A 12,383-nucleotide genomic window follows, 5' to 3' on the forward strand; every position below is an offset into this window, starting at 1 on the left:
CCGCCTTCTGGATGTCCGCCGGAGGAAGAAGACCCGACGATGCAGTACAACCAGGTGCCCGCCCAGGTCGACCTGCCCGCGCTGGAGCGGGCCGTGCTCGACTTCTGGCGCGAGAGCAAGGTGTTCGCCCGCAGCCTCGAGATGTCCGAGGGCCGCCCCGAGTGGGTCTTCTACGAGGGCCCGCCCACCGCGAACGGCATGCCGGGCGCGCACCACATCGAGGCCCGCGTCTTCAAGGACGTCTTCCCCCGCTTCCGCACCATGCGCGGCTACCACGTGGCCCGCAAGGCCGGCTGGGACTGCCACGGGCTGCCCGTCGAGCTGGCCGTGGAGAAGGAGCTGGGCTTCAACGGCAAGCAGGACATCGAGAACTTCGGCATCGCCGCCTTCAACGCCAAGTGCCGCGAGTCGGTCACCCGGCACACCGACGCCTTCGCCGAGCTGACGACCCGGATGGGCTACTGGGTCGACCTGGACGACGCCTACCGCACGATGAACCCCGAGTACATCGAGTCGGTGTGGTGGTCGCTCAAACAGATCTTCGAGAAGGGGCTGCTGGTCCAGGACCACCGGGTCGCCCCCTGGTGCCCCCGCTGCGGCACCGGCCTCTCGGACCACGAGCTGGCCCAGGGCTACGAGACCGTCGTGGACCCCTCGGTCTACGTGACGCTGCCGCTGACCTCGGGCCCGCTGGCCGGCGAGGCCTCGCTGATGGTGTGGACGACCACGCCGTGGACCCTGGTGTCCAACCTCGCGGTCGCCGCCCACCCCGACGTCACCTACGTGGTCGCCTCCAACGGCACCGACAAGATCGTCGTCGCCGAGCCGCTGCTGACCTCCGCCCTCGGCGAGGACTGGCACATCACGGGCCAGCGCTACACCGGGCGCGAGATGAACGGCTGGCACTACCAGCGCCCGTTCGAGCTGGTCGACATCCCGGACGCCCACTTCGTCGTCAACGACACCTACGTCACCACCGAGGACGGCACCGGCATGGTGCACCTGGCGCCCTTCGGTGAGGACGACTTCCGGGTGGCGCGCGCCAACGGCATCGAGCCGGTCGTGCCCGTCCGCGCCGACGGCACCTTCGACCCCGAGCTGGAGCTGATCGGCGGACAGTTCTTCAAGAAGGCCGACGAGGCGCTGGTCGCGGACATGGACGCGCGCGGCATCCTCTTCCGCCACGTCGCCTACGAGCACAGCTACCCGCACTGCTGGCGCTGCCACACGGCGCTCATCTACTACCCCCAGCCGTCCTGGTACATCCGCACCACCCAGATCAAGGAAGCCCTCCTGCGGGAGAACGAGGCGACCAACTGGTTCCCCGAGTCCGTCAAGCACGGCCGCTTCGGCGACTGGCTCGACAACAACGTGGACTGGGCGCTCTCGCGCAACCGCTACTGGGGCACCCCGCTGCCCGTCTGGCGCTGCGAGGAGGGCCACTTCACCTGCGTCGGCTCGCTGGCCGAGCTGAGCGACCTGTCCGGCACCGACCAATCGGGCCTGGACCCGCACCGCCCCTACATCGACGCCGTCACCTTCGCCTGCCCCACCGAGGGCTGCGGCCTGCAGGCCACCCGCGTCCCCGAGGTCATCGACGCCTGGTACGACTCGGGCTCGATGCCCTTCGCGCAGTGGGGCTACCCCTACAAGAACAAGGAGCTGTTCGAGAAGCGCTACCCGGCGCAGTTCATCTCCGAGGCCATCGACCAGACCCGCGGCTGGTTCTACACGCTGATGGCCGTCGGCACCCTCGTCTTCGACAAGTCGTCCTACGAGAACGTCGTCTGCCTGGGGCACATCCTCGCCGAGGACGGCCGCAAGATGTCCAAGCACCTGGGCAACATCCTGGAGCCCATCCCGCTCATGGACCAGCACGGCGCCGACGCGGTGCGCTGGTTCATGGCCGCCGGCGGCTCGCCCTGGGCCGCGCGCCGGGTCGGCCACGGCACCATCCAGGAGGTCGTCCGCAAGACGCTGCTGACCTACTGGAACACCGTCGCCTTCCAGGCGCTGTACGCGCGCACCAGCGGATGGGCGCCCGCCGAGTCCGACCCCGCGCCGCACGAGCGCCCCCTGCTCGACCGCTGGCTGCTCAGCGAGCTGCACGCCCTGGTCGACCAGGTCACGCTCGCCATGGACGGCTATGACACGCAGCGCGCCGGCAAGCTGCTGTCCACCTTCGTCGACGACCTGTCCAACTGGTATGTGCGCCGCTCCCGCCGCCGCTTCTGGCAGGGCGACCCGGCCGCGCTGCGCACCCTGCACGAGGTCGTCGAGACGGTCACCCAGCTGATGGCGCCCCTCACCCCGTTCATCACCGAACGGGTCTGGCAGGACCTCATCGTCCCGGTCACCCCCGGCGCCCCCGACTCCGTACACCTGTCCGCATGGCCGCAGGCCGACCTGAGCCGCATCGACCCCGAGCTGTCCCAGGACATGCTGCTGGTCCGGCGCCTGGTCGAGCTCGGCCGGGCGTCCCGCGCCGAGTCCGGCGTCAAGACCCGCCAGCCGCTGTCCCGCGCCCTCATCGCCGCACAGGGGTTCGAGACGCTCTCCCCCGAGATGCGGACGCAGATCACCGAAGAGCTCAACGTCGAACAGCTGGCCTCGCTCTCCGAGGTCGGCGGCTCCCTCGTCGACACCTCGGCCAAGGCCAACTTCCGGGCGCTGGGCCGCCGCTTCGGCAAGGACACCCAGGCCGTCGCCCAGGCCATCGCGGGCGCCGACGCCGCGGCGCTGTCCGTGGCGCTGCGGGAGGGCAACGCCACGGTGGAGGTCGACGGCGCGACGGTCGCGCTCAGCCCCGAAGAGGTCATCATCACCGAAACCCCGCGGGAAGGCTGGTCGGTGGCGTCCGACACCGGCGCCACGGTCGCGCTCGATCTGGAGATCAGCCCGGAGCTGCGCCGCACCGGCCTGGCCCGGGACGCCATCCGGCTCATCCAGGAGGCCCGCAAGAACTCCGGGCTCGACGTGGCCGACCGCATCGAGCTGCGGTGGCAGTCCGCCGACGAGGAGGTGTCACGCGCCCTGGCCGAGCACACCTTCCTCATCGCCGAGGAAGTCCTGGCCACGGAGTTCGCCCAGGGCGACCCCACCGAGCTGGAGGGCCCCTCCTTCGAGGACGAGGCCCTGTCCCTCACGTTCCGGCTGCGCAAGGCGTAGCGGGCTCTCTCCCCTACCCCCCCTTCCCGAAACTGGGGGCTCCTCCCCCAGTTTCGGGAAGGGGCGGGGTAGGGGACAAAAACGGCCCGGGCCCGAGAGCGGAAGGTGCTCTCGGGCCCGGGCCGTCTTACAAGGTGTCCAGCGTCAGCTGTCGTCCTCGTCGATGAGGAAGCCCCGCATCGGCGAGGGGGCCTGCGCCGCCTGGGGACCGCCCTGCGGGCGGACCGGCGCCATCGGCTGCGTCATCGCGGGCGACATCTGCTGCTGCCCGCCGTACGACTGCCCGGCTCCGCCCTGGGTGTGGTGCGAGCCCGCACCCGGGCCACCGTGGCCGCCCATGGAGTGCCCGTTGGCACCCATCGACTGGTGGCCGCCCATGGAACCGCCACCACCCGCGGGCCCCTGGGAGGGGCCGCCGGCACCGGCCGTCGCCATGGAGGGCGAGGGCGCGGGCAGCGAGGCGGTCGCGGGCGTCCGCGGGGGTGCCAGCGAGTCGTCGGCCTGGTTCTCCAGCTGACGCAGCTGGCTCTCCAGGTACGACTTCAGCCGCGTGCGGTACTCGCGTTCGAAGCCGCGCAGGTCCTCGACCTTGCGCTCCAGCGTGGCGCGCGCGGACTCCAGGGAGCCCATCGCCACGCGGTGCTTCTCCTGCGCGTCCCGCTCCAGCGCGTCGGCCTTGGCGCGGGCGTCCCGCTCCAGGCCCTCGGCGCGGCTGCGTGCCTCACCGACGATCTTGTTGGCCTCGGAACGGGCCTCCGCGATCGCCTGGTCGGCGGTCTGCTGCGCCAGCGACAGCACGCGCGCGGCGCTGTCGTTGTTCTGGCCGCCGGGACCGCCGGGACCGCCGGGGCCACCCGGGCCACCGGGCATCTGGGGGCCGCCCTGCGGACCGCCGGGGCCCATCGGACCGCCCTGCTGCGGCCCCGGACCACCGGGACCCATCGGGCCGCCCTGCGGGCCCGGACCACCGGGACCGCCGTGCCCACCCGGGCCACCGGGGCCCGCGGGGAGCTGCGCCTGCGCGCCGGGAAGCTGCGGCGGACCGCCCATGCCCTGCTGCTGGGGCGGGACGGGCTGCGGTCCGGATATGGCGGCGGGCACAGGCGCCCCGCCTTGCTGCGGCTGCCTGTCCTGAGGTTCAGGAGGCTTTCGCATACCGCCCTGTTGCTGGTTCTGCGCGGCCGCGCGCGTGGCTGCTGCCAGCTTGGCGCGCAGGTCCTCGTTCTCCCGCAACAGGCGGGTCAGTTCGGCTTCGACCTCATCGAGGAAGGCATCGACCTCGTCCTCGTCATAGCCTTCACGCAGACGGACGGTCGTGAACTGTTTGTTCCGCACGTCCTCGGGGGTCAGGGGCATCTCTTCACCTCAACGTAAGTCGTCGGCATACCGGCAAGACCATTCCGATCGTTCACACCCAGCCCACGACGCTGATCAGGATGTAGACGATGATCATGAGCACGAAGAAGGACAGGTCTAGCGCTACGCCCCCGAAGCGCAGCGGGGGGATGAACCGCCGCAATAGCTTGAGTGGCGGATCGGTGACAGTGTAGGTGGCCTCCAGAACGACCACCATCGCCTTGCCGGGTTGCCAAGAGCGGGCGAACTGGAAGACGTAGTCCATCACCAGTCGGAAGATCAACACGAGTAGGTAGACCCACAGCACGATTTGGACCACGCCCAAAGCGGTTCTCATCTGCGCGTCCCTCTCCCCTGGGGGTGCTCTGTGCGGTCCTGCCGACCGTTTCCGGACTCTGCCTGTCTCAGCTCTGGTTGAAGAACCCGCCCTCTGCGATGCGGGCCTTGTCCTCCGCCGTGACATCGACGTTAGCAGGAGACAGCAGGAACACCTTCTGCGTCACTCGCTCGATACTGCCGTGCAGACCGAAGACCAGACCAGCCGCAAAGTCGACAAGTCGCTTCGCGTCGGTGTCGTCCATCTCCGTCAGATTCATGATCACAGGAGTGCCTTCACGGAAGTGTTCCCCGATGGTACGGGCTTCGTTGTAGGTCCGGGGATGCAACGTGGTGATCCGGTACGGCTCTCGCTCGGACACGACCTTGGGCATGATCACCGGGGCACTCTTCTCGACGTTCTGGCGTTCAGGTGTGATGGATGACACCGGGGCGATTCTCCCCGCTCGTCCACTTTCGGCGGCAACTGCCGGAGTCGGCTCCGTCTCCCGTTCCCGCTGCGCCGGCGGGTGAACGACCCGTACCGGTTCGTCCGGTTCGGTCTTTTGAAGGGAATGATGTGACTCTTCCGACTCGTACCGTCGACGGTCGCGTTCGGGCTCGGGTTCGGGCTCGAACTCGTCGTCGGGGTCGAAGCCCCGGCTGTCGTACCCATCGTCCTCCACGAGGCCGAGGTAGACCGCCATCTTGCGCATCGCGCCGGCCATTCTCTGCGTCCTCCGCTCTGTGGTGGATCGACTCCATCGACGCAGCCCCCGTCACCGGTGGCCCTGGGATGATCCACGCAGCCTCTCCGACCGGTCTTTTCCGGCGGAAATGACCATATATTCTGCTGTGGCCCAACTCGTTTGGCGACGTTACCGGAGCGGGGGGCGCCGACCGAGTACCGCGCTGCCGACGCGCACATGTGTCGCACCCGCACGCACCGCCTCTTCGAGATCCGAACTCATCCCTGCCGAGACCATCGTCGCAGCAGGATGCGCCGTACGCAGGCCGGTTGAGATTTCCCTCAGCTGCGCGAACGCCTCCTGCGGCCGCCCGGCGAGCGGCCCGGAAAGCGGCGCGACCGTCATCACTCCGTCGAGCCGCAGCCCTTGGGCCGCCCCGATCGCCTCCGCGAGATCCGTCACACCGTCGGGTGCCACGCCCCCGCGCTCCCCGACGGAGCCCGCCTCGGCGTCGAAGGCGACCTGCACCGCGCACCCGATCTCGCGTTCCGCGCGCGCCGCGGCGTTCGAGAGCGCGGTGACCAGCCGCAGCCGGTCGACGGAGTGGACGCGCTCGGCGTAACCGGCCACCGAGCGGGCCTTGTTCGTCTGGAGCTGGCCGACGAAGTGCCAGCGCAGCGCGGTGTCCGCGCACGCGGCGGCCTTCGGCGCGGCCTCCTGGTCGCGGTTCTCGGCGACGTCACCGACACCGAGCTCGGCCAGCAGCCGCACGTCCGAGGCGGGGTAGGTCTTGGTGACGACGACGAGGGTGACCTCCGCGCGCTCGCGCCCCGCCGCGTCACAGGCGCGCGCGATGCGCTCCTCCACCCGGGCGAGGTTGGCGGCCAGCTCGGCCTTGCGCGCCTCCCCGTCGGCGCCGAAGGACGCCGCGGTCATTCCTGCCGTCACTACTCAGTTCGCCTCGATCCAGACATAACTCGCAAGCCGTCCCGTCGTCTTGTCCCGCCGGTACGAGAAGTGATCACCCGATTCGAGGGTGCACACGGACGAGAGTTCCCCCTGCGTGACACCCGCCCGGGCGAGCTGCGCCCGCACCCCGGCCGCCATGTCCACGGCCGGTGTGCCCCACCGGGTCGTCGCACGCGCCTCGGGAACGGCGGCCGCGACCTCCTCGCGCATCCACGCGGGCACCTCGTAGCAGCCGCCGCACACCGCGGGGCCCGTGCGGGCCACGATGCGGTGCGGCTCGGCGCCGAGCCCGACCATGGCGTCCACCGTCGCACCCGTCACGCCGGACAGCACCCCCGGCCGCCCCGCGTGCGCCGCGCCCACGACCCCGGCAACCGGGTCGGCCAGCAGCACGGGGGTGCAGTCGGCGGTGAGGACGGCGAGCGCGAGCCCCCGGCGCGCCGTCACGACCCCGTCGACCTCCGGCGCGTCCGCACCGAACGGCGCATCGACGACCGCGACGTCGCGCCCGTGCACCTGACGCATCCACACCACCTCGTCGGGCGACAGACCGAGCGCCCGCGCGGCCCGCTCCCGATTGGTGCGTACCGCGCCGGGGTCGTCACCGACCGCGCCGCCGAGGTTCAGCTCCTCATACGGAGCGGCGCTCACCCCGCCCCACCTGTCGGTGGAGGCGAAGTGCGCGCCGCTGACGTTCTCTTGTGCGGATATCACTTCGACACTCGCATCACTTCGCCACTCGCGTCACTTCAGGAAGTCCGGCACGTCCAGTTCCTCGGCCTGGCTGTCGTGGTACGGACGGGCCGGCGGCACCTGCGGCGTGGTGGGCGGAGGCGGCGGCACCTCACCCACGGGCGAGGGCTCCCTGCGGGAGGGGATCGAGTCCTCCTCCTCACGCGGCGTCACCGAGCCGAGGCCGCCGAACGCGGGGCGCTCCGGCTCCGGATCGCTGCTCGGGGACGGCGGCTCCTCCTTGTACGCGGGCTGCGAGGAAGACGACGAGGAGGAGGAACCGAGCGCCTTCTCCCCCTTCTTGGAGGGCGGCTGACCGCCGTCGAAGCCCGCGGCGATGACGGTGACCCGCACCTCGTCGCCGAGTGCGTCGTCGATGACGGCGCCGAAGATGATGTTCGCCTCGGGGTGCGCGGCCTCGCTCACCAACTGGGCGGCCTCGTTGATCTCGAACAGCCCGAGGTCCGAGCCGCCCGAGATGGACAGCAGCACCCCGCGCGCCCCGTCGATGGAGGCCTCCAGCAGCGGCGAGGAGATCGCCATCTCCGCCGCGGCCACCGCGCGGTCGTCCCCGCGCGCCGAGCCGATCCCCATCAGGGCCGACCCCGCCTCGGACATCACGGACTTGACGTCGGCGAAGTCGAGGTTGATCAGGCCCGGGGTGGTGATCAGGTCGGTGATGCCCTGGACACCCGAGAGCAGCACCTGGTCCGCCGACTTGAACGCGTCCAGCACGCTGACCTGACGGTCGGAGATGGACAGCAGCCGGTCGTTCGGAATGACGATCAGCGTGTCGACCTCGTCGCGCAGCCCGGCGATGCCGTCCTCGGCCTGGTTGGCGCGGCGGCGGCCCTCGAAGGTGAAGGGGCGGGTGACGACGCCGATGGTGAGGGCGCCGAGCGAGCGGGCGATGTTCGCCACGACGGGCGCGCCGCCCGTGCCGGTGCCGCCGCCCTCGCCCGCGGTCACGAAGACCATGTCGGCCCCCTTGAGGACCTCCTCGATCTCCTCGCGGTGGTCCTCGGCGGCCTTGCGGCCGACGTCCGGGTTGGCGCCGGCGCCGAGGCCGCGAGTCAGCTCGCGGCCCACGTCGAGCTTGACGTCGGCGTCGCTCATCAACAGGGCTTGCGCGTCAGTGTTGATCGCGATGAACTCGACGCCCTTGAGACCGACCTCGATCATCCGGTTGATGGCGTTCACGCCACCGCCGCCGATTCCGACGACCTTGATGACTGCGAGGTAGTTCTGCGGTGCTGCCACGTCGAAGGCCTCTCGCCTCGAGTTACGTATCCCTGTGGGGCGGTCCGAACGCCGACCCGAACCCTAAGCGTGAAGTTTAGGGTTACCAGTGCCTGTCTTACTTGGACTCTTCGCAACGGACACTAAGTCGACAAGTGCTGGGTGTTCAACGAACACGCCGAACCTCCCGTTTTTCTTTTCACCCTATGTGATCAGGCCTTGCAGTAGCCATCCAGGGTGCTCACCAGCGGCTATGTCAGTCAACTGACCAAGCCGCCGACCGATGTGGGTTCAGCCTGGACAAGCCGGGTGCCGCCGGTCAACTGACGCGGCCACGAGCGTGGCGACTCCAGCCGTTCGCCGAACCCGGCCGGGGGTACACGGGGGTTGTGCCGCCCGTACCACGACGGGTGGACGGGCGCGGTTCAACCGCCCGAGGCGGCGGGGGCACTGGGCACCGTGACGTCGAAGTGGGTGGCGTCCTCGGCCGCCTTCAGCAGGGCGGTCAGCGCGGCGGCTTTCGCCTTGCCGCGTTCGGCGCTGCCCCACCGCACGGTGCGGTCCTCGGCGAGTTCGACGGTGATGTCGTCGTATGAGCGGACTCTTACCAGCCGGGTGGCGTCCTGGACGGCGTCGGGCAGGGAAGTGGCGACCCGCGCCGCCTCCTTCCGCAGCCGCCGCGCGGAGAAGTACCTCTCGGCGGCTTCCTTCTTCGGTTCCACGGCGAGAAGCGGAACGCCTTTCGGTGGCTTGTCGTCTGTGGCGAATCGCACGCCTTCGGCGTCCACCTCGACGTACTTTCCCGCCTTCTCCATGGCGAGTTCGGGCCGTCTTTCGGTGACGGTGAGGGTGATGCCGTGCGGCCAGTCCCGCTCGGCGACCACCTCGCGCACGCGCGGCAGCGCGGCGCGGACGCGGCGCTGCACCGCGCCCTTGTCGACGGAGATGAGCGGCTCCCCGAGCGGGACCGCCGCCGCGCGGGTGACCTCGGAGCGGGTCAGGGCCCTGGTCCCGTCGACGGAGACGTTCTCGGCGCGCAGCCAAGGGGAGCCCCAGAGCACCCAGGTGCCGAACCCGCCGAGCGGCAGCACGAGCGCGAGGGCGAGGACGAGGGTGCGGCGACGCGGTACGCGTGCCCCCAACCCGGCCCGGCGCAGCGGCCCCTGCGGCTGATCACCGTGACCGGGCCCCGGCCCGGAACCGGAACCCGAACCGGAGGCGCGGGCGCCGGGCGCGAGGCGGGCGCCGGCGCGCCCGCCCTCGGCCTCGGCGGTCCGCGCCCGTGGCCGCGCCGCCGCCGCTTCGGCCCTGCCGTTCGCCTGCTCCGCCTGGGCAGCCTTGGCAGTTCTGGCAGCTCTGACCACGCCGGACCACCCTGCTTTCTGCGTTGTCGGCGAGTCGCCGCCGCACCGCGCGGGGCTCAGCCCTCGCGGCGCGAGGCGATCGCCTCGTACACCATGCCGACGAGGAGTTCGTCGGCGTCCGGACGGCCGAACTCGGCTGCCGCGCGCGACATGGCGGTGAGCTGCTGCGGGTCGGTGAGGACCGGGAGCACGCTGCCCTGGATCCACTCCGGTGTCAGTTCCGCGTCGTCGACGAGGAGTCCGCCGCCGGCCTTGACGACCGGCTGGGCGTTGAGCCGCTGTTCGCCGTTGCCGATGGGCAGCGGCACGTAGGCGGCGGGCAGCCCGACGGCCGAGAGTTCCGCCACGGTCATCGCGCCCGCGCGGCAGAGCATCATGTCGGCCGCGGCGTACGCGAGATCCATCCGGTCCACATACGGTACCGGCAGATAGGGCGGCATTCCGGGCATCTGCTCCACGTGGGGGAGCTCGTTCTTCGGGCCGACGGCGTGCAGGATCTGCACGCCGGCGCGCTGGAGATGCGGAACGACCTGCTGGACGACCTCGTTGAGCCGCCGCGCGCCCTGCGAGCCGCCGGACACCAGCAGCGTGGGCAGGTTGGGGGAGAGCCCGAACGCGGCGCGCGCCTCGGCACGCAGCGCGGCCCGGTTGAGCGTCGCGATGGAACGGCGCAGCGGGATGCCGACGTACCGCGCGCCGCGCAGCTTGCTGTCGGGGGTGGAGACGGCCACGCCGTGGGCGTACCGGGAGCCGATCTTGTTGGCGAGCCCGGGGCGCGCGTTGGCCTCGTGGACGACGATGGGCACGCCGGCGCGCTTGGCCGCCAGGTAGCCGGGCAGCGCGACGTAGCCGCCGAAGCCGACGACGCAGTCGGCCTTGTTGCGCTCCAGGATCTGCTCGGCCGCCTTGATGGTGCCGCGCAGCCGTCCCGGCACGGTGATCAGCTCGGGTGTGGGTTTACGCGGCAGCGGAACCGCCGGGATCAACTCGAGCGCGTAGCCGCGCTCGGGCACGAGCCGCGTCTCCAGTCCGCGCTCCGTACCGAGGGCTGTAATCCCCACGGTCGGGTCCTGCCTGCGCAGGGCGTCCGCGAGGGCGAGCGCGGGCTCGATGTGGCCGGCGGTCCCCCCACCGGCGAGTACGACGTGCACGCTGTTTCACCGCTCTCCGGACGGCGGCCGGGTGGCGCGCCGTCTCATCGTCTTCTTACTCCTCCGCCCGTAGGTGGCCCCCGGACGTAGCACCCCCGGCCCTCCTCCCGTGCGCAGCCGCAGGGCGGGCTGTCGCACGGCCAGCGCCGCACGTGCCGCCGGGTCGCTGCGCGCGAAGGCGATCAGCAGCCCGACGGCGAACATCGTCGGCAGCAGGGCGGACCCACCGTAGGAGAACAGCGGGAGGGGGACGCCGGCGATCGGCAGCAGGCCGAGCACCGCACCGATGTTGATCACCGCCTGGGCGGTGATCCACGTTGTCACGCCTCCCGCGGCGTACCTCACGAAGGGTTCCTCCGAGCGTCCGGCCACGCGGATACCCGCATAGCCTAGAGCCGCGAACAGAGCGAGTACCGACAGCGTCCCCGCCAGTCCGAGTTCCTCCCCGGTCACGGCGAAGATGAAGTCGGTGTGCGGTTCGGGGAGTTGGCCCCATTTTTCCATACTCGCACCGAGTCCGGAACCGAACCAGCCGCCCGAGGCCAGCGCGTAGATGCCGTGCACGGCCTGCCAGCACTGGTCGTCGCGGCCCGGTTCGGTGGCGGCGATGCAGCCGAGGCGGGACATCCGGTTGGGGCTGGAGACGATGAGGAACGCGCCGGCGGTGACGGCCGCGGCGAGCACCCCGGTGAACAGCCGGGTGGGCGCCCCGGCCAGCCACAGCAGTCCGAACAGTACGGCGGCCAGGATGATGGCGGTGCCCATGTCGCCGCCGAGCATGATGAGCGCGAGGAGCAGCAGGCCGACGGGCACCAGGGGGACGAGCAGGTGTTTCCACTGGGCGAGCATCTTCTTCTCGCCCTTGCGTGCCAGCAGGTCGGCGCCCCACAGCACGAGCGCCAGCTTGGCGAACTCGCTGGGCTGGAGCTGGAAGGGGCCGCCCAGGTAGATCCAGTTCCGGTTCCCGTTGACGGTCTGCCCGATGCCGGGCACCTGGACGAGGCACATCAGGAAGACGGAGCCGGCGAGCAGCGGGTAGGCCAGCGCCCTGTGCAGCCGCAGCGGCATCCGGGCGGCGGCCAGCAGCAGCACCGCGCCGAGCGCGGCGGCGACGAGCTGCTTGCGGAAGTAGTAGGTGGAGGCGAGCCCGGACTGGAGGGCCTGGATCTGCGAGGCGGAGAAGACCATCACCAGTCCGAGGACGGTGAGGAGCAGGCTGCCGCCCGCGATCAGGTAGTACGCGGTCAGGGGCCGGTCCCAGGCGCGTTTGGCGCGCAGGAACAGGCGCTGGGGCGCGGTGGTGCCCGGCGTCGCCCGGGGGCGCCCCGACTCACGCGGGGGCGCGGGACGGGTGCTCGTGCGCCGGGGTGTGGGCGGTTTGGCGGATCGCGCCGTCATCC

The 12,383-nt window shown here is 71.0% G+C and carries 10 protein-coding genes; 1 reads left to right on the forward strand and 9 read right to left on the reverse strand.

What is annotated here, in order from left to right:
* Positions 1 to 39: 39 nt before the first annotated feature.
* A complete protein-coding gene (gene ileS, locus MMF93_RS08485; RefSeq protein ID WP_242750590.1) occupies positions 40 to 3,168 on the forward strand; it encodes an isoleucine--tRNA ligase in 3,129 nt (1,042 codons plus the stop codon).
* A 144-nt stretch (positions 3,169 to 3,312) separates the two neighbouring features.
* On the opposite strand, the gene MMF93_RS08490 is transcribed toward ileS, so the two are convergent.
* The 9 genes from MMF93_RS08490 to ftsW all read right to left on the reverse strand — a co-directional run bounded on the left by MMF93_RS08490 (position 3,313) and on the right by ftsW (position 12,381).
* Entirely contained in the window at positions 3,313 to 4,524 is a 1,212-nt protein-coding gene (locus tag MMF93_RS08490) for a DivIVA domain-containing protein (RefSeq protein WP_242750591.1), read from the reverse strand.
* Positions 4,525 to 4,576: 52 nt separating this feature from the next.
* Positions 4,577 to 4,861, reverse strand: coding sequence for a YggT family protein (locus MMF93_RS08495; protein WP_114022719.1), 285 nt, complete (start codon positions 4,859 to 4,861; stop codon positions 4,577 to 4,579).
* A 67-nt stretch (positions 4,862 to 4,928) separates the two neighbouring features.
* Positions 4,929 to 5,567, reverse strand: a complete 639-nt coding sequence (locus MMF93_RS08500) for a cell division protein SepF (RefSeq protein WP_114022720.1) — start codon at positions 5,565 to 5,567, stop codon at positions 4,929 to 4,931.
* A 150-nt stretch (positions 5,568 to 5,717) separates the two neighbouring features.
* Positions 5,718 to 6,464 carry a YggS family pyridoxal phosphate-dependent enzyme gene (locus MMF93_RS08505; protein WP_242750592.1) on the reverse strand — a complete coding sequence of 249 codons (747 nt, stop codon included), beginning with the start codon at positions 6,462 to 6,464 and terminating at the stop codon, positions 5,718 to 5,720.
* 15 nt (positions 6,465 to 6,479) lie between these two features.
* Positions 6,480 to 7,211 carry a peptidoglycan editing factor PgeF gene (gene pgeF, locus MMF93_RS08510; RefSeq protein ID WP_242750593.1) on the reverse strand — a complete coding sequence of 244 codons (732 nt, stop codon included), beginning with the start codon at positions 7,209 to 7,211 and terminating at the stop codon, positions 6,480 to 6,482.
* A 30-nt stretch (positions 7,212 to 7,241) separates the two neighbouring features.
* Positions 7,242 to 8,489, reverse strand: coding sequence for a cell division protein FtsZ (ftsZ, locus tag MMF93_RS08515; RefSeq protein ID WP_242750594.1), 1,248 nt, complete (start codon positions 8,487 to 8,489; stop codon positions 7,242 to 7,244).
* Between the two features lie 404 nt (positions 8,490 to 8,893).
* Complete coding sequence (locus MMF93_RS08520) at positions 8,894 to 9,625, reverse strand: cell division protein FtsQ/DivIB (protein WP_423835585.1); 732 nt, start codon at positions 9,623 to 9,625, stop codon at positions 8,894 to 8,896.
* A gap of 263 nt (positions 9,626 to 9,888) precedes the next feature.
* Positions 9,889 to 10,983: an undecaprenyldiphospho-muramoylpentapeptide beta-N-acetylglucosaminyltransferase gene (gene murG, locus MMF93_RS08525; protein WP_242750596.1), complete on the reverse strand. Its 1,095-nt coding sequence runs from the start codon at positions 10,981 to 10,983 to the stop codon at positions 9,889 to 9,891.
* 6 nt (positions 10,984 to 10,989) lie between these two features.
* Complete coding sequence (gene ftsW, locus MMF93_RS08530) at positions 10,990 to 12,381, reverse strand: putative lipid II flippase FtsW (protein WP_242750597.1); 1,392 nt, start codon at positions 12,379 to 12,381, stop codon at positions 10,990 to 10,992.
* Positions 12,382 to 12,383: the final 2 nt, after the last annotated feature.

It is taken from the genome of Streptomyces tubbatahanensis, from assembly GCF_022699385.1.
GTDB classification, from domain to species: Bacteria; Actinomycetota; Actinomycetes; order Streptomycetales; family Streptomycetaceae; genus Streptomyces; species Streptomyces diacarni.